The organism is Pelistega suis (assembly GCF_013133795.1).
Classification (GTDB): domain Bacteria; phylum Pseudomonadota; class Gammaproteobacteria; order Burkholderiales; family Burkholderiaceae_B; genus Taylorella; species Taylorella suis.
Map to the genome: position 1 here is coordinate 110,835 of NZ_JABGBN010000001.1, position 16,467 is coordinate 127,301.

The following is a 16,467-nucleotide window of genomic DNA, read 5'->3' on the forward strand; positions in this document are numbered from 1 at the left end:
TAAAAACTTATAAATAAATAAAAAAATACGGTTTGTCAGAGACTTGAGGATTTATTTACTATATAGTTATCGTCAGGTTTTCCAAGAGGAGGCAAACGTGAGTTTATTACAAGGCGTACACCACGTAGCGTATCGCTGCAAAGATGCCAAAGCAACGGTAGAGTGGTATCGTAAGCATTTAAATGCGGATTTTGTGTTGGCGATTGCCGAAGATAAAGTTCCTTCGACGGGAGAAGATGACCCGTATATGCATATCTTTATTGATATTGGCGGAGGCAATATCTTGGCATTTTTTGAGCTACCGACTAAGCCGGAAATGGGGAGAGATGAGAATACCCCTGTCTGGACACAACATTTAGCCTTAAAAGTCAATTCTATGGACGAATTACTCGCCACGAAAGAGCGTCTTATCGCCAATGGCATTGAGGTGATTGGTCCAGTCAATCATACCTTATTTCAGTCGATTTATTTCTTTGATCCGAGTGGTCATCGTTTAGAGTTGGCATGTGATACTGCTACCGATAAAATGAATCGTGCACTTAATCATGTTAAATGGGATATGCTCAATGAATGGGCAGCCACTAAGCGCGCCCCCCAACATGCGCGTTGGATGCATGACGGCTCTGAACCCCCAGAAGTTGAATAAAATTTAAAGGAGTAGAATAAGATGAAATTAGCGACATTAAAAAATAATACTCGAGATGGTCGTTTGGTCGTGGTCAGTCGAGATTTAAGCCGTTATGTTGAAGCAGATATTCAAACAATGCAAGCGGCATTAGATGATTGGGATAGTGCAAAACCTCGCTTAGAAAAACAATACCAAGCGCTTAATGCGGATACTTCTTTGGGCTTGCCATTTGATCCAGAAAAGGCACACTCACCTTTACCACGCGCTTATCAATGGGCGGATGGTTCGGCTTATTTAAACCATGTGGAGTTAGTGCGTAAAGCACGTCATTCGGAAGTGCCCGCTTCTTTCTATGATGACCCTTTAATGTACCAAGGTGGTTCAGATAGCTTTATTGGTCCTCGCGATGAAATCTATGCCAAGCCAGAATGGGGCATTGACTTTGAGGCAGAGGTCGTCGTAGTGAGTGGGGACTTAAAACAAGGAGCTACATTAGAAGAAGCGGCGCAAGCAATTCGTTTAGTGATGTTGACTAACGATGTATCATTGCGTGATTTAATTCCGGCAGAGTTGGCTAAAGGGTTTGGGTTTTTTCAGAGTAAACCGGCCAGTGCCTTTAGTCCTGTTGCCGTTACACCAGATGAGTTAGGTGATGCTTGGCAAGACACTAAATTACATTTACCACTTAAAGTCACTTGGAATGATCAGCTATTTGGTTTCCCAAATGCAGGTCAAGATATGACATTTAATTTTGCACGCTTATTGACGCATATTACTAAAACTCGAGATGTTGTTGCTGGCACGATTGTGGGATCTGGTACGGTTTCTAATAAGCAAGAAAGTTTGTATGGCTCTTCCGTTGAGAATGGTGGAGTCGGTTATTGTTGTTTAGCTGAATTGCGTATGTATGAGGTGATTGAAACAGGTAAGGCACAGACCTCTTTTATGCAGCATGGTGATGTTGTACAGATTGAGATGTTTGATAAAGAGGGTAATAATATTTTTGGCTCTATCATCAATCGCGTCAATACGGAGTATTAAGATGAAGCTTTATTCCTATTTTCGTAGCTCTGCCGCGTATCGTGTGCGTATTGCTTTAGGTTTAAAGCAGTTGCCATATGATTTGGTACCTATCCATCTTGTGAACAATGGCGGAGAGCATCGTAGTCCAGAATACATGGCATTAAATCCGCAAAAAATGGTTCCGTTATTACAGGATGAGGATGCTACCATTCCACAGTCGCTTGCGATTATGGAGTATTTGGAAGAGGCTTATCCAGAAGCATTGCCCTTAATGCCCCAAGATGCAGCAGCACGCGCAAGAGTTCGGGCTATCGCTTTATTAATTGCCGCAGATACACATCCATTAAACAATATGCGTGTTTTGAATTACTTGACGAAGACATTTGGCTTGAGTGAAGAACAAAAAATGCAATGGTATAAGCATTGGATTCATGAGAACTTTCTGGCATTAGAGCAGGTGCTGCAATCCAATCAAACGGGTAAATTCTGTCATGGAGATACGCCGACGATGGCAGATTGTTGTTTAGTACCTCAGGTTTATAACGCACGACGGTTTGATTGTGATCTTAGTGCATTTCCAACCATTGTGCGTATCGCTGAGCAATGTAATCAATTAGAGGCTTTTCAAAAAGCGGCACCAGAACAGCAAGTTGATTTTTCATAAGGGAGAAGACATGGCAGATTTATTTGATAATCCAATGGGTTTATGTGGGTTTGAGTTTGTAGAGTTCGCTTCGCCTACTCCGAATGTATTAGAGCCTTTATTTGAAAGAATGGGCTTTACTTTAGTGGCTAAACATCGCTCGAAAGATGTACTCCTCTATCGTCAAGGCGATATTAATTTTATTGTTAATCGTGAGCTACGCAGTGAGGCTGCCTATTTTGCGGCGGAGCATGGTCCTTCTGCTTGCGGTATGGCATTCCGGGTACGTAACTCCCACTACGCTTATGCTAAGGCATTAGAATTGGGTGCCCAAGGGATTGATATTCCTACTGGGCCGATGGAATTACGGTTGCCTGCAATTAAAGGTATCGGTGGTGCACCATTGTATTTGATTGACCGTTTTGAAGATGGTAAATCTATTTATGATATTGATTTTGAGTTTCTTAGCGGCGTGGATCAGCATCCAGTCGGACATGGCTTAAAAGTCATTGACCACTTAACACATAATGTCTATCGTGGTCGCATGGACTATTGGGCAAAGTTTTATGAGCGTTTATTTAACTTTAAAGAAATTCGTTATTTTGATATTAAAGGCGAGTATACAGGGTTGACGAGTCGAGCAATGACAGCACCTGACGGTTTAATTCGTATTCCACTTAACGAAGAGGCCAAACAAGGAGGTGGTCAAATCGAAGAGTACTTAATGCAGTTTGGTGGTGAGGGCATTCAGCATATTGCTTTGTTAAGTGATGATTTATTATCTACTATTGATAAGCTACGTGCGGCAGGTATCCCTCTGATGACAGCACCGCCTACTACTTACTATGAAATGTTAGATGAACGCTTGCCGGGGCATGGGGAGCCTGTCGCTGATTTACAAGCACGAGGCATTTTATTAGACGGTACGACAGAGGGCGGTCATCCACGGTTGTTATTGCAGATTTTCTCGGAAACGTTATTGGGGCCCGTATTTTTCGAGTTTATTCAGCGTAAAGGGGACTATCGAGAAGGCTTTGGTGAAGGTAACTTTAAAGCTTTATTTGAGTCGCTTGAACGTGATCAAATCCGTCGTGGTGCTTTAGAGGTTTAATGCGGTAATATTGTGTGAAGTTACCTTAAGTAGCGCTTTATGATAGAAATTGCCCTCTTGTGGATAGTATCCATAGGAGGGCAGTTTCATTAGGGTAAGAGTATTCGCTATTTGTATAAAATAACGAGGCAATCTTCTTTGAGTGCTTAGAGAACAGCAGCAAAGGCCTCCGCAACATAGTCAATATTTGATTCATTTAAACCAGCCACACACATGCGTCCAGAACCCACTAAATACACAGCAAACTCATCTTGTAAGCGTTGTACTTGTTCTGGATTGAGACCAGTATAGCTAAACATACCACGTTGCTTGATAAAGTAATCAAAGTTACGTCCTGGTAGCTTGCTGCTGAGGGCCTCGTAGAGTTTTTGACGCATGGCTTTGATGCGGTCACGCATTTGAGCAACTTCACTATCCCATTTGGCAAACAGCTCTGGTGTATTCATGACAGCTGCCGTTATATAGCCACCATGAGCAGGAGGGCTAGAGTAAACGCGACGTACGCCCGCTTTTAATTGACCAAAGACTAATTGGCATTCTGCTTCGTCAGGACAAACAACACTTAACCCCCCAACACGTTCACCGTAGAGTGATAAGTTTTTAGAGAAAGAGTTGCTGACAAATAGAGAAAGCCCCATTTCAACTGCTTTTCGGATAGCATAGGCATCTTTTTCTAAATTGTCCCCAAAGCCTTGGTAGGCGATGTCCATAAAGGGAATCAGTTTTTGTGTTTTGATGATTTCTAAGACTTGATCCCATTGCTCATGGCTTAGATCCACGCCCGTTGGGTTATGGCAGCATGGATGAAGAATGAGGACGGTATTTTCTGGTAAGGTCTTAAAAAAAGCAATCATCTCATCGAATTTGACACCGATTTTTTCGCTGTCATAGTAGGGATAAGTGCCGACTTCAAAACCCGCTCCTTCGAAGATGCTTTTGTGGTTATCCCATGTTGGATTACTCACATAGACTTTTGAGTTTGGAAACCATTTTTTGATAAAATCTGCGCCAATTTTAAGTGCGCCGGAACCGCCTAATGTCTGAATAGTAGCAATGCGTTTGAGTAGTTGTTGGTCATGACCGAATAATAAATGTTGTACGCCTTGACGGTATTCTGCTAGACCTTCCATAGGGAGATAGCCACGAGGTTTAGCTTCTTTGGCGCGCTCGACTTCGGCAGCACGAACGCTGTCTAATACAGGTAGACGACCTTGTTCATCAAAGTAAATACCAATAGAAAGATTAACTTTATGGCTACGAGGATCTGCCATAAACTTCTCGACTAAGCTGAGGATAGGGTCACCAGCATAAAAAGCAACGTGTTGGAACATGAAATATCCTTTTAAATATAAATTATAGAATCTCTTGCTTAGCCTCGCGGGTGAGCAGTTGTTGTACCGCGATGCGGGCAGGCATGTTTTCAAATAATACCTGACAAATGGCTTCGGTGATAGGCATTTCGATATGGAGCGATTGTGCACGTTTTAATGTATCACGAGCACTGCGTACCCCTTCGGCTGTCATGCCAGAAGCGAGAATCTCATTGAGTGTCTTTCCTTGAGCAATGGCCAGTCCTACTTGGCGATTACGAGATAGGTCGCCTGTAGCGGTTAATACTAAGTCGCCTAAGCCAGTTAGTCCTGCAAAGGTGGTTGGTATCCCTCCCATGGCGGTACCTAAGCGAGTGATTTCGGCAAGACCGCGTGTAATTAAGGCTGCCCGTGCATTATGACCTAGTGATAAGCCATCAGCAATGCCACAAGCAATGGCAATGATATTTTTGAGTGCGCCACCGACTTCTACGCCAATGACATCATCACTTTGATAAATACGACAAAAGTGGCTATGCAATATCTGAGTGGTGGTATCTAGCGTATGTTGGCTATGACTAGCAATAGTTAAGGCAACGGGAAGTTGTTGGACGACTTCGCGTGCAAAAGAGGGACCTGAGAGTACGCCGATATGAGGGAATTGGCTATGGGTCTGGACGATTTCGTGGGGAAGTTGTGCGCTATCTTGAGCAAAGCCTTTACATGTCCAAACAATAGGGATGTGCGATAGATTATGAGCTTGTAGTAATTGGAACCATTGAGTACAGGTCTCTACCATACCTGCGACAGGGACGCCGAGGATAATGAGAGATTGCTCTGGAGATTGACTTAAGTGTGTAACTGCCTCATCTAATCGATGAGTCGCACGTAGCGTATCAGGGAGTAGACAATCGCTAAGGTAACGTGGATTGTAATGCGTTTTATTGATGATATCTGCCTGCTCTGAATGGCGACACCAGAGTAAGGTATCGCTATTCAAAGAGGCGGTAGCAGCTAGAGCAGTACCCCAGCTACCCGCACCAATGACGAGAGTTTTTCGTGTTGATGCGGTACTTGTCATATTATTGCTTTGTTTCAGAAGCCGCTGCTTGAGCATTTTGCTCATAGAGGGCTTGGAAATTAACTTCGGCTAAATGTAGCGGAGGTAATGATGTACGGTTAAGTAAATCGGCTACATTGGCACGTAGGTACGGGAAGAGCATAGAAGGGCATACGATACCTAGGATAGGGTCTAGCTGCTCATCATCATAATTGGCAATTTCAAAGATGCCCGCTTGTGTCGCTTCGACAAGATAAACGGTTTTTTCTTCAATTTTTGCAGTCACTGTCGCACGTACAGTGGCTTCAAAGACGCTTTCTGCAAGACGTTGACCGCCAACACTTAAAGAAATTTCAATAGAAGGACCTTCTGGTTCTAAAAAGATAAAAGGTGCATTAGGCATTTCTAATGATAAGTCTTTTAAGTAAACGCGTTGTAAAGCAAAAGATTGTTCTGTAGATGCTTCTGTTTCAGCGACTTTGTTTTCTTCAGCCATGATAAATTCCTTTGAAAGTTAAATGGTGATTATGCGGTTAGCATAGGGACTAATTTGCCCTCTGCATCGAGTGCATGAATGTCATCACAACCACCAACGTGAGTGCCATTAATAAAAATTTGAGGTACGGTAGTGCGACCACCAGAACGCTCAATCATTTCAGCGCGTGCTTCACGATTAGTGTCGATACCAATCTTTTCAATATCGGTGACACCACGTTCTTTTAAAAGCTTTTCAGCGCGTGCGCAATAAGGGCAGGTCACTTTAAAGTACATCGTTACTTTGCTCATAGAATACCTCTTTATTTCTTTGTTGAAGAGCTTTTCACTGGTAAGCCTTCAGTTAACCATTCGTTTAGGCCACTCTTAAGCCAATAAACATTTTCCACATTATTTTTCTTAAGCTGTTGAGCAACTTGAGCGGCTGTTCGCCCATTATCACAGACTAAAATCAATGGTTTTTTAGGTAATGCACTGATTTTTTCGATAATGCTGTCTTTAGGAAAGTGTTTAGATTGGGGTACAGAAGATTTTTTAAAGTCTTCTTCGGAGCGGATGTCAATAAATTGCGCATGTTCAGTATTGCTCAGTTGAACAGCTTCCTTTGCGGACAAGGCTCCTTGGGCACTTGAACCGCGCTTATGGGTAAATAGCAGCATTAAGCCAGAAATAACGGCGAAAATGATGAAATAAATCGTATTTTGATAGTATAAGAATGATTCCACAATATGTCCTATTCTCTATTGTTTTAAAACTTAATTTAATGATTATAAATTAGCAACGGATTTATAGATAATACTTCGCTAAAATATAGGAAAATTGTTTTCATATTAGGGTGTGGATATGTATAAAATTGTACTTATGCGTCATGGCGAAAGCCAATGGAATCTAGAAAATCGTTTTACAGGTTGGGCGGATGTTGATATTACTGAAACAGGTCGTCAGCAAGCTTGGGACGCAGGTAAATTATTAAAAGCAGAAGGCTATCAGTTTGATGTGGCTTATGTGTCTGTGTTAAAGCGTGCCATCCGTACACTTTGGACGGCCTTGGACGCTATGGATATGATGTATTTGCCAGTCATTAAAAATTGGCGGTTAAACGAGCGCCATTATGGTGCATTACAAGGTTTAAACAAGTCAGAGACGGCAGCGCAATACGGTGAAGAGCAAGTATTGATTTGGCGTCGTGCTTATTCGATTGCACCTAATCCACTCGCGTTAGATGATGAGCGTCACCCACGTTTTGATCCACGCTATGCTAGTTTATCAGCAGATGAATTACCTGCCACAGAATGTCTCAAAGATACCGTAGCTCGAGTTATTCCTCTGTGGGAAGAATCTATTGCTCCTGATATTAAAGCCGGTAAAAAAGTATTAATTACGGCACATGGTAATAGTTTACGTGCTTTAATTAAGTACCTAGAGGATATGAGCGAAGAAGAAATTCTTAAGCTCAATATCCCTACGGGGCAACCATTGGTTTATGAATTAGATGCTAATTTAAAACCCATCAAACATTATTACCTAGGTAATCAAGAAGAAATCGCTGCAGCTCTAGCGGCGGTCGCAGCACAAGGTAAAGCGAAGTAAGTGAAACGCAGTATTTTCCTCTTGGCAACAATGGCAGTGACTGCTCCTATACAGGCGCAGTCTATTGCCACGTTAAATGCTCAACAAGCGCAAGTAGAAAAGCAAAAAGCCGAACTACAAACGCAAATTAATAAGCTCAATACACAAATTTCTCAGCAGGAATCGAACCGTAAGGATGTTTTAGATGATTTAAGGCAAGCTGAAAGTGCGATTTCGGATATGAGTCGTAAATTAGACCGTCTTTTGGATCGAGAGCAAGAGGCAAAAGAAGATTTGGCGGCTGTTAGAGAAGAGGAAAAAACTCAGCAACAGATTCTCAATGAACAAATTGAAGAACTATCAGATCAGTTATTCAATTTGTATGTTAGCGGTGTATCGCCATGGTCAGCTTTATTGTCAGGTAAAGATGTACAGAAAATTGGGCGAGATTTAAGCTATTTAGGTTATATTTCAAAAGCACGTGCCAAAGCAGTGACAGCACTGAAGAGCGAAATTGATCGCCTGAATAAGGTTAAGAAAAAAGCGCAAGATAAGCAACGCCATCTAACACAGCTGACTAAAGATGCCCAAAAAGCGAAAAATGATTTAGAAAAAGAACAAAAAAACTATCAGACTAAACTGAAAAAAATCGAAGGTGATATTAAGACACGCCGTCAACAAGCAGGTCAGTTAAAAGCAGATGATGCGAGACTATCACAAATTATTGCGGGTATCGAAAGTAATATCCGTGCTCAGCGAGAGGCATTACGCCAGGCGGAGATTAAACGTCAGCAACAAGCCGAAGAGCGCCGTAAGGTAGTCGCAGCCGAACGTGCACGCAAAGCAGCGACTGCAGCAGCAGAGGCGAAATTAGCTCAAGAACAGGCTGCGAGAGCGAAAGCCTTGCGTGAACAGGCGCGTAAAGCGCAACTTGCAGCAATTGCACAGCAAAGAGAGGCCATGGCGCGTGCACGAGCAGCCCAAAATGAAATTAAGAAAGCACAGAATGAGTTTAGTTTAGGTGGTCTCACGGTTGCAGAGCAAGAGCAAGCCAAAGCAAAATTACAAGCGGCGTTGAATGAACAAAAGCAAGTTGAACAATCGTTAAAACGGACGGAGCAAAATTTAGCCGCAGCCCGTCAGCAAGCAGAAAATGCAGAGATTGAGCGAGCTAAAGCACGTATTGCCCAAGAAAAAGCACGAGAGGCGCAACGTTTATTATCTGAAGCCAAAGAGGATGAACGTCGAGCACAACAAGCGGTCAGTAGCGGAGGTAATGGTGGTTTATCTCGTGGTTCTCCATGGCCATTGCGCGGTTCTCTTGCGGGTCGTTTTGGGCAAACACGACCAGATACAGGTGATGTATGGCGGGGTATTTTAATTAATGCTTCCGAGGGTGCCCCGGTTAAGGCGGTAGCCTCTGGTCAGGTGGTCTTTTCGAATTGGGTGCGTGGTTTTGGTAACCTCATTATTGTGGACCATGGGAACGATTATTTGAGCGTATATGGTTATAACCAAAGCCTATCGCGTAGCGTAGGTGATAGCGTCAAAGCCGGGCAAGTGATTGCTCGAGCAGGATCGACGGGTGGTCAGGTTGAACCAGCTTTGTATTTTGAAATTCGCCGTGGCAATCAAGCCGTTGACCCATTGCAGTGGTTAGCCCGATAGCTAGAAAGGATTCTCCTTTTATGTGGACGATAAAAAGTAAGAAAATCTTGTTGATATTGGGTTTGATTAGCTCAATCGCTTATGCTCAAGAACAAAATATACCGAGTGCTACTCAGGTACCCGAAGCTGTTCAGTCAATGAGAAAAGAGACCTCTGAGGCACAGCAGTTTTCGTATGAAGAATTGCGTCGTTTTGCACGTGCTTTTGCACTCGTAAAAAACCAATATGTTGAGCCTATTAGCGATAAAGAACTTGTCGATGCGGCTATTGCGGGGATGATGGATAAGTTGGATCCTCATTCTAGTTATCTAGATGCCGAGGATATGTTGGATTTGCAAGAAGATACTGACGGTGAGTTTGGTGGCTTAGGTATTGAGATAGGTGAAGAAAAAGGCTATGTCAAAATTATTTCTCCGATTGAGGGTACGCCTGCGGCTAAAGCAGGGGTATTGCCCGGTGATTTGGTAGTGAAAATTAATGGCGATAGCATGAAAGATAAGCCTATGCGTGAAGTGATTAAACTATTGCGAGGAGAGCCGGGATCGCTTGTTACCTTGACGTTAGATAGAGCAGGAATACCTATTGATTTAGATATTAAACGTGAATTAATCAAGGTGCGCAGTGTACGTAGCAAGATGATTGAGGATATCGCGTATATTCGTATTTCGCAGTTCCAAGCCAATACTTTAAGTGATTTAGCTACGCAAGTCAGAGCATTTAAAACTGAGCCCAAAGGGTTGGTGCTCGATTTACGCAATGATCCTGGTGGATTATTAAACGTCTCGGTTGGCGTTGTCCAGATTTTTGCGGATAGTAAGGGCACAATTGTGAGTACTAAGGCGCGTAATCAAGTGGTTGAGGAGTATTCACGCTATACCCCAGATAATGTATTGGGAGAACCAACTAATTTATCTGATTTGCCTAAGTGGTTGCATACTGTTCCTATGGTGGTGTTAATCAATGTAGGTTCTGCGTCAGCATCAGAAATTGTAGCGGGAGCATTGCAGGATTTTAAGCGTGCGACGATTATGGGTAATCGAAGCTTTGGTAAAGGCTCTGTCCAAGTGGTCTTATCGATTGATGATGATACAGGGTTAAAATTAACCACAGCACGCTACTATACCCCACATGGACGCTCTATCCAAGCAACAGGGATTGTGCCTGATATCTTGGTATCAGATACTGAAAAAGGTGATTTGCTGGGTTATCAACGAGAAGTTGATTTAAAAGATCATCTTAAGAATGATGTGAGTGATGAGGCTAAGGGTGTGGGGTCTGATACCCCTAAGGCGGATATTGAGAAAATGTATGAGTTTGGTAGTCCAGAGGATTTCCAATTACAACAAGCTATCAATCATTTGCGAGGTTTGCCTGTCAATCAAGGTGTGATTAGCCCTAAAGTTAATGAGAAAGAAATAATGACTGTAACGGATGGAACGGTTATTTCCGCTGCTCCAGATACATCGGCTAAAACAGCGACAGAGCAAGCAGTAGAGAACTTATCAACACCGACACCGAGCAAAACGAATGATAAGCCGAGTGACAAAGCGCTGGATAAGGCTTTAGACAAGGTATTAGATTCCAGTAAAAATGATTGATGAACAAATGCTGCGCTACGCTCGTCATATTATGCTTGATGAGTTTGGCTTTGAAGGTCAAGAAAAATTATTAAATAGCCGAGTTCTTGTATTAGGTATAGGAGGCTTAGGCTCTCCCGCAGCGATGTATTTGGCTGCAGCAGGTGTGGGTACCTTAATCATTGCTGATGATGATCGCGTTGAGCTGAGTAATTTACAGCGCCAGATTATTCATCGTAATGATGCCATTGGTTTGTCTAAAGTTGAATCAGCAAAGCAAACGTTATGCTCGCTTAATCCTGATATTCAAATTGAGGTGATTGACCATCGCTTATCCGAAGAAGAGGCTGCGGCAGTAATTGCCAATGTTGATTTGGTATTGGATTGTAGCGATAACTACCGTACCCGACATATTCTCAATAAGTTGTGTTTGCAAGCGCGTAAACCTTTGGTTGCGGCGGCAGCGATACGTTGGGAGGGTATGATAACGAGTTTTGATTTTCGTCAGGAACAGAGCCCATGCTATGCATGCATGTTTGATCCTGAGGATAATTTAAGCCCAGATAATTGCGCGACTTTAGGAGTGGTCTCTCCTTTATTGGGCGTGATGGGGAGTATGCAAGCGCTTGAGGCGATTAAGCTTTTAATCGGTGCAGGAGATACCTTGGTAGGCAAGCTAGCGATGTTTAATGCGAAAACGAGCCAATGGAAATATCTGGATATTCCCAAAAGCTCGTTTTGTGCGGTGTGCGGTTAAGGATTTAGTGTTCATTGCGTTTAACTGTAAAACTATGCACCTCGGCTAATAGTTTAACTTTAAACTGACGTAGCTCATCGCGTCGGAACACATGGATAATCACTTTATCATTGATATGATAACGGGCGAGTAATTTATCCAAGTTTTTATCATCGACACGGATGTTGTCAATAGCGACTAGCGTATCCCCAGCGGATAAGCCCCCTAAATGTGCGGAGCCATTTTCATAGATGTGCGTAATTTGGGTTGTACCACTTACCGCTTTGGTTTTGATATGTAGACTCGGCGTTTTGCTCTTTTCTATACGCACTTGGATCCCTTGCGCTGCCCATAGTTTATCAAGCGGAACATCTTCTGTGCCTAGCGCGTAGCGTGTGACAAATTCTGTCGCATCAACGCCCGTAGCCTCTTTTATAAGGGGGATGACTTGTTCTTCGCATAACCCTTTTTTCGAACTCTTGCGATAAAAATCGCGGCCGAATTTTTTCCATAGCAAACGCATAAAGTCATCGAGAGATTTTTTGCCTCCGCTTGCTTGTTGGATAAGTAAATCGAGCCCTAAAGCAACCAGAGAGCCTTTTGTATAGTAGCTGACGATAGCGTTAAGTGAATTCTCATCTTGCTTGTAGTATTTGTTCCAGGCATCAAAAGAGCTATCTGATACGCTTTGTTTAAGACGACCTGCTCCAGAGCAGACACTATTAATCGTTTTTTGAATTAAGGCTAAATAACGCTCCTCGTCGATGAGACCAGTTCGTAGTAATACCTGATCATCATAGTAAGAAGTAAAGCCTTCAAAAATCCATAAGAGCGGTGTTGGTGTGGCTTTGGTCAAGTCGTAGGGAGCAAAAACTTGCGGTTTGATACGTTTAACATTCCATGTGTGGAAATATTCATGACTAATGAGACCGAGGAATTGTACGTAGCCGTCCGTAAGGTCTTCTTGTCCAAGCACAGGCATATCACCACGCGAGGCAATCAAGGCTGTGCTGGCACGATGCTCTAAGCCACCATAGTCCGCACCTGTAATCATGGTCATGAAAACATAGCGGTCGCTACTGTCGAGGAATGGAGCTTGATGTGTTTTAGGCTCGAATAATTTAATTTGATATTCGCAGATTTTGGCTGTATCGCGAGCAATACGTTCAATATCCATATTGGGGACAAGGCCTGTAAAGACCATTTCATGTAAGGCACCGCATGCTTCAAAGCTGATGAAGGTGGGGGTGCCCATCTCGACAGGGTGGTCAATCAAATCATCGTAATTAGCGGCTTTGTAAAGACCGAAACCATGACGTTTGGCAGCACCGCGCTCACCTTTCGCTTCAGGCAAGCTAGTGTAAACTCCCCAGTTATTTTTTATCGTAGGGCATTGAATATCGAGGTAGCAAGGTTTTTCTTCCTGTCCATGGACTTGTAAAAAGACGCTTGTGCCATTGAAAAAGCCGTGACTTTCATCAAGATGGGCAGCACGCACTGATAAGTCCCATGCATAGACACGATAGCGAATGGTAATGGCTTTGGTGCTGGGTGCTATTTGCCATGTATGGTTGTCTAGCTTGATGAGAGGGAGTTCTTTTTTACCATCGGTTGCTGTTAATCCTTGGATATGGCGAGAAAAGTCGCGGACTAAGTAAGAGCCGGGAATCCATGTAGGAAGACTGATGATTTGTCCGTTAGGGTTTGGTTTGGAAATATGCAGCTCAATGGCAAATAAGTGCCCAGCTGGATCAATAGGGGTAATACGGTAAAGAATGTCTTTCATAATCAAGAGTTGTTAAGGGAAGTAAATAGACACATCATGTAGAAGAATACGAGAGTTTTCCTTAATTATAGTGATGAAAAATCAGATATCCAGACTTTTACTGATTGCATAAGTGAAAAATAGCTCTCATAATGGCAGGATAATATGGTTTTTATTAAAAATAATGGAGATAGAGTTATGTCAGAACAGCTAGTATTGTCAGAAAAACGAGGCAAAGTAGGCTTACTTACCTTAAATCGTCCTAAAGCATTAAATGCATTAAATAATGAAATTATGCAAGCCTTGAGTGATGCTTTATTGGCGTTTGAGCAAGATGAAGGCATCCATGTGATTGTACTGACAGGCAGTGGCGATAAGGCTTTTGCGGCAGGTGCTGATATTAAGGCAATGCAAAGTTGGTCATACATGGATGTGTATAAGAGCGATTATATTGGCGGTTTCTGGGAAACGATGAAGACGAGTATCCGTAAGCCAGTCATTGCGGCGGTTAATGGCTTTGCTTTGGGTGGTGGTTGTGAGCTGGCAATGATGTGCGATATGATTATTGCCTCAGAAAGTGCTAAATTCGGTCAGCCAGAGATTAAGTTAGGTACGATTCCAGGGTTAGGAGGTACACAGCGTCTGACTCGTGCTATCGGTAAAGCAAAGGCCATGGATCTCGTATTGACAGGTCGGTTTATGGATGCGGCTGAAGCAGAAAGTTCTGGTTTGGTGGCACGTGTGTTGCCAGTCGAAAACTTTGTGGATGAAGTGGTTAAGATTGCTGAGGGTATGGCAGCCTTCTCTTCTCCTGTATTGATGATGGCAAAACAATGCGTTAATGCCGCATTAGAAACGACATTAGAACAAGGCTTACAATATGAGCGTCGTGTCTTCCATGCAACATTTGCACTAGAAGACCAGAAAGAGGGTATGGCGGCTTTTGTCGAAAAACGCGCACCTAACTTTAAAAATATGTAACAAAACCATTTGAAATATTTACTTTCCTGTCAAAAACACGCTATACTTAGTAGGATTGAGTAAATTAACCAAGATGTCAGAGATACTTCAGTTTTAGCCGCAAATTAGAAGATGATTTGCGGTTTTTTGGATGTCCTGAATCTGTGAGTTTGTCGACCTAGGGAACCAGTTCATTGGAAGCCGTTAAACTTAGCCCAGAAGAGCGTATTCGTATGAATGCGCAAGCTGCCAAAGGCTTAATGCATATACTGGTTGCGCAGTTAGTTTTGTTGGTAGTGGTGACATTGCTGACGGGTCTGATTGCAGGGCTTATGCCGATGATTTCTGCTTTTGCGGGTGGAATGGCATATTTGCTCCCGTCGGCATTGGTTATTATGCAGATGTTGATGCGTCTTTATGCAGGGACTAATGCAGCAGCAAGCTCACTCTTTATTGCTGAAGGCATAAAGATTGGTGGGACCATCGCTTTACTTATTTTGTTGGTAAAGTTTGCTGGCGAGGTGATTGTGTGGCCAGCGCTATTGGTGGGATTAATCTCAGTCATGAAAGGTTATGTTTTGCTACTTTTATTTAAGAAAATCTAAGTAGTGTTAAAGTTGATTACTAGTCTTATCGGCTAGCATTTGGGAGAATAGGTCAAATGGCTGCAGCAGAAGGTGTATCACCACAGCAGTATTATATTCAGCATCACCTAGTGCATTTTAATAACATGGGTGAAGCTCAAGGTAAGATTGCGGATTTTAGTTTTATTAACTACGACTCGCTATTTTGGGCTATCGCAACAGGTCTGATTGTTATTGGTGTACTTTATTTGGCTGCTCGTAAGGCAACAAGTGGTGTGCCGGGTCGTTTCCAAGCTGGCGTTGAGATGGTGGTGGAGATGGTTGCTGATCAGGCAAAAGGCATTGTTCACAATGAGAAGTCACGTTTATTTGTAGCGCCATTAGCGCTAACAGTGTTCTTGTGGATTGCGCTGATGAACACCTTAGACTTAGTGCCGGTTGATTTGGCGGGTTGGTTATTCCAAGTGTTTGGTCTAGCGGGTGATAGCCATAATCATGGTCCTTTATATTATCATCGCATTCTTCCAACGGCAGATTTAAATGTGCCATTAGGTATGTCTCTCTGTGTGTTATTACTATCTTTCTACTATGGTATCAAAGTAAAAGGTGGTGGTCACTTTGTTAAAGAATTATTCACAGCGCCATTCCATGCGCATGGTATCGGTGCTCTATTATTGGCTCCAGCAAACTTCGCATTAAATATCATTGAGTATGGTGCTAAGACGGTATCATTAGGTATGCGACTTTTTGGTAATATGTTTGCGGGTGAATTAGTATTTATGCTAATCGCTTTATTAGGCGGTGCATGGACAGGTTTCAATGCTCTTAGTATTGGATTAGGTGCGGGTCACATTGTGGCTGGTACGATTTGGGCAGTGTTCCATATTATGGTTATTCTGTTACAAGCGTTCATTTTCATGATGTTAACATTGGTCTATATTGGCCAAGCTCATGAAGGGCACTAAAAGGTTGTAGAGCATTGGTGTTATAATCGGTGCTCTCAATAAATCCTTCGGGATTGTTATTTTAAAAAGTAGTTTTTTATCCATCTTTTCATTTATTTTGGTTCATTACCACAAGGAGTTGTTATGGCCACATCAGCTTTCGTAGCTCTTGCTTGCGCATTTATTATTGGTTTAGGTGCTATCGGTGCGTGCATCGGTATCGCTATCATGGGTGGCAAATACCTAGAAGCATCTGCTCGTCAACCTGAGTTGATGAATGCTTTACAAACTAAAATGTTCTTATTAGCTGGTCTTATCGACGCGGCGTTCCTAATTGGTGTTGGTATTGCGATGTTATTCGCTTTCGCTAGCCCATTCTAAGAACTAGAGAGAA

At 42.8% G+C, this 16,467-nt stretch carries 18 protein-coding genes; 12 read left to right on the forward strand and 6 right to left on the reverse strand.

The window, feature by feature from the left end; all coding sequences use genetic code 11:
- Nucleotides 1-97 precede the first annotated feature (97 nt).
- The 4 genes from HKX39_RS00585 to hppD are packed head-to-tail and all read left to right on the forward strand — an operon-like array spanning nt 98 to nt 3,405.
- The gene (locus HKX39_RS00585) at nt 98-646 is read left to right on the forward strand and encodes a VOC family protein (protein ID WP_171679375.1); all 549 of its coding nucleotides are present in this window, start codon (nt 98-100) and stop codon (nt 644-646) included.
- 21 nt (nt 647-667) lie between these two features.
- Nucleotides 668-1,669 carry a fumarylacetoacetate hydrolase family protein gene (locus HKX39_RS00590; RefSeq protein ID WP_171679376.1) on the forward strand — a complete coding sequence of 334 codons (1,002 nt, stop codon included), beginning with the start codon at nt 668-670 and terminating at the stop codon, nt 1,667-1,669.
- Nucleotide 1,670: 1 nt separating this feature from the next.
- Nucleotides 1,671-2,315 carry a maleylacetoacetate isomerase gene (maiA, locus tag HKX39_RS00595; protein ID WP_171679377.1) on the forward strand — a complete coding sequence of 215 codons (645 nt, stop codon included), beginning with the start codon at nt 1,671-1,673 and terminating at the stop codon, nt 2,313-2,315.
- A 10-nt stretch (nt 2,316-2,325) separates the two neighbouring features.
- Nucleotides 2,326-3,405: a 4-hydroxyphenylpyruvate dioxygenase gene (gene hppD, locus HKX39_RS00600; RefSeq protein WP_171679378.1), complete on the forward strand. Its 1,080-nt coding sequence runs from the start codon at nt 2,326-2,328 to the stop codon at nt 3,403-3,405.
- 146 nt (nt 3,406-3,551) lie between these two features.
- Here the strand turns inward: hppD and HKX39_RS00605 are convergent, their stop codons facing one another.
- From HKX39_RS00605 to HKX39_RS00625, 5 genes are read right to left on the reverse strand one after another with little or no spacing between them, the layout of a single operon-like run.
- Nucleotides 3,552-4,736 carry an amino acid aminotransferase gene (locus HKX39_RS00605; protein ID WP_171679379.1) on the reverse strand — a complete coding sequence of 395 codons (1,185 nt, stop codon included), beginning with the start codon at nt 4,734-4,736 and terminating at the stop codon, nt 3,552-3,554.
- A gap of 22 nt (nt 4,737-4,758) precedes the next feature.
- Nucleotides 4,759-5,796: an NAD(P)H-dependent glycerol-3-phosphate dehydrogenase gene (locus tag HKX39_RS00610; protein WP_171679380.1), complete on the reverse strand. Its 1,038-nt coding sequence runs from the start codon at nt 5,794-5,796 to the stop codon at nt 4,759-4,761.
- Nucleotide 5,797: 1 nt separating this feature from the next.
- Nucleotides 5,798-6,271, reverse strand: a complete 474-nt coding sequence (gene secB / locus HKX39_RS00615; protein WP_171679381.1) for a protein-export chaperone SecB — start codon at nt 6,269-6,271, stop codon at nt 5,798-5,800.
- 29 nt (nt 6,272-6,300) lie between these two features.
- Complete coding sequence (grxC, locus tag HKX39_RS00620) at nt 6,301-6,561, reverse strand: glutaredoxin 3 (protein WP_171679382.1); 261 nt, start codon at nt 6,559-6,561, stop codon at nt 6,301-6,303.
- Between the two features lie 11 nt (nt 6,562-6,572).
- Complete coding sequence (locus HKX39_RS00625; RefSeq protein WP_343043400.1) at nt 6,573-6,995, reverse strand: rhodanese-like domain-containing protein; 423 nt, start codon at nt 6,993-6,995, stop codon at nt 6,573-6,575.
- Between the two features lie 118 nt (nt 6,996-7,113).
- Here HKX39_RS00625 and gpmA point away from each other — a divergent pair, with 118 nt between their 5' ends.
- Genes gpmA through HKX39_RS00645 form a run of 4 tightly spaced genes read left to right on the forward strand, consistent with a single transcriptional unit; the run spans nt 7,114 to nt 11,841 of the window.
- The gene (gene gpmA, locus HKX39_RS00630) at nt 7,114-7,860 is read left to right on the forward strand and encodes a 2,3-diphosphoglycerate-dependent phosphoglycerate mutase (RefSeq protein WP_171679383.1); all 747 of its coding nucleotides are present in this window, start codon (nt 7,114-7,116) and stop codon (nt 7,858-7,860) included.
- Nucleotides 7,861-9,507: a peptidoglycan DD-metalloendopeptidase family protein gene (locus HKX39_RS00635; RefSeq protein ID WP_343043401.1), complete on the forward strand. Its 1,647-nt coding sequence runs from the start codon at nt 7,861-7,863 to the stop codon at nt 9,505-9,507. It abuts the gene before it with no gap.
- Nucleotides 9,508-9,527: 20 nt separating this feature from the next.
- The gene (locus tag HKX39_RS00640) at nt 9,528-11,105 is read left to right on the forward strand and encodes a S41 family peptidase (RefSeq protein WP_171679384.1); all 1,578 of its coding nucleotides are present in this window, start codon (nt 9,528-9,530) and stop codon (nt 11,103-11,105) included.
- On the forward strand, nt 11,098-11,841 hold the full coding sequence (locus HKX39_RS00645; RefSeq protein ID WP_171679385.1) for a HesA/MoeB/ThiF family protein: 744 nt from the start codon (nt 11,098-11,100) through the stop codon (nt 11,839-11,841). Before HKX39_RS00640 ends, HKX39_RS00645 begins: the two co-directional genes overlap by 8 nt.
- A gap of 4 nt (nt 11,842-11,845) precedes the next feature.
- Here HKX39_RS00645 and HKX39_RS00650 read toward each other — a convergent pair whose 3' ends face one another.
- On the reverse strand, nt 11,846-13,606 hold the full coding sequence (locus tag HKX39_RS00650) for a M61 family metallopeptidase (RefSeq protein ID WP_171679386.1): 1,761 nt from the start codon (nt 13,604-13,606) through the stop codon (nt 11,846-11,848).
- A 177-nt stretch (nt 13,607-13,783) separates the two neighbouring features.
- Here HKX39_RS00650 and HKX39_RS00655 point away from each other — a divergent pair, with 177 nt between their 5' ends.
- From HKX39_RS00655 to atpE, 4 genes are all read left to right on the forward strand, one after another.
- The gene (locus HKX39_RS00655; protein ID WP_171679387.1) at nt 13,784-14,566 is read left to right on the forward strand and encodes an enoyl-CoA hydratase; all 783 of its coding nucleotides are present in this window, start codon (nt 13,784-13,786) and stop codon (nt 14,564-14,566) included.
- Between the two features lie 173 nt (nt 14,567-14,739).
- Nucleotides 14,740-15,150, forward strand: a complete 411-nt coding sequence (locus HKX39_RS00660; RefSeq protein WP_171679388.1) for an ATP synthase subunit I — start codon at nt 14,740-14,742, stop codon at nt 15,148-15,150.
- A 56-nt stretch (nt 15,151-15,206) separates the two neighbouring features.
- Entirely contained in the window at nt 15,207-16,094 is an 888-nt protein-coding gene (atpB, locus tag HKX39_RS00665) for a F0F1 ATP synthase subunit A (protein WP_171679389.1), read from the forward strand.
- Nucleotides 16,095-16,217: 123 nt separating this feature from the next.
- On the forward strand, nt 16,218-16,454 hold the full coding sequence (gene atpE / locus HKX39_RS00670; protein WP_171679390.1) for a F0F1 ATP synthase subunit C: 237 nt from the start codon (nt 16,218-16,220) through the stop codon (nt 16,452-16,454).
- Nucleotides 16,455-16,467 lie beyond the last annotated feature (13 nt).

Bases quoted from the DNA above. Each gene is read 5' to 3' on its own strand.
- atpE (WP_171679390.1), top strand. From the start codon at position 16,218: ATGGCCACATCAGCTTTCGTAGCTCTTGCTTGCGCATTTATTATTGGT.
- maiA (WP_171679377.1), top strand. From the start codon at position 1,671: ATGAAGCTTTATTCCTATTTTCGTAGCTCTGCCGCGTATCGTGTGCGT.
- gpmA (WP_171679383.1), top strand. From the start codon at position 7,114: ATGTATAAAATTGTACTTATGCGTCATGGCGAAAGCCAATGGAATCTA.
- HKX39_RS00590 (WP_171679376.1), top strand. From the start codon at position 668: ATGAAATTAGCGACATTAAAAAATAATACTCGAGATGGTCGTTTGGTC.
- grxC (WP_171679382.1), bottom strand. From the start codon at position 6,561: ATGAGCAAAGTAACGATGTACTTTAAAGTGACCTGCCCTTATTGCGCA.
- secB (WP_171679381.1), bottom strand. From the start codon at position 6,271: ATGGCTGAAGAAAACAAAGTCGCTGAAACAGAAGCATCTACAGAACAA.
- HKX39_RS00610 (WP_171679380.1), bottom strand. From the start codon at position 5,796: ATGACAAGTACCGCATCAACACGAAAAACTCTCGTCATTGGTGCGGGT.
- hppD (WP_171679378.1), top strand. From the start codon at position 2,326: ATGGCAGATTTATTTGATAATCCAATGGGTTTATGTGGGTTTGAGTTT.
- HKX39_RS00605 (WP_171679379.1), bottom strand. From the start codon at position 4,736: ATGTTCCAACACGTTGCTTTTTATGCTGGTGACCCTATCCTCAGCTTA.
- HKX39_RS00650 (WP_171679386.1), bottom strand. From the start codon at position 13,606: ATGAAAGACATTCTTTACCGTATTACCCCTATTGATCCAGCTGGGCAC.
- atpB (WP_171679389.1), top strand. From the start codon at position 15,207: ATGGCTGCAGCAGAAGGTGTATCACCACAGCAGTATTATATTCAGCAT.
- HKX39_RS00640 (WP_171679384.1), top strand. From the start codon at position 9,528: ATGTGGACGATAAAAAGTAAGAAAATCTTGTTGATATTGGGTTTGATT.
- HKX39_RS00655 (WP_171679387.1), top strand. From the start codon at position 13,784: ATGTCAGAACAGCTAGTATTGTCAGAAAAACGAGGCAAAGTAGGCTTA.
- HKX39_RS00645 (WP_171679385.1), top strand. From the start codon at position 11,098: ATGATTGATGAACAAATGCTGCGCTACGCTCGTCATATTATGCTTGAT.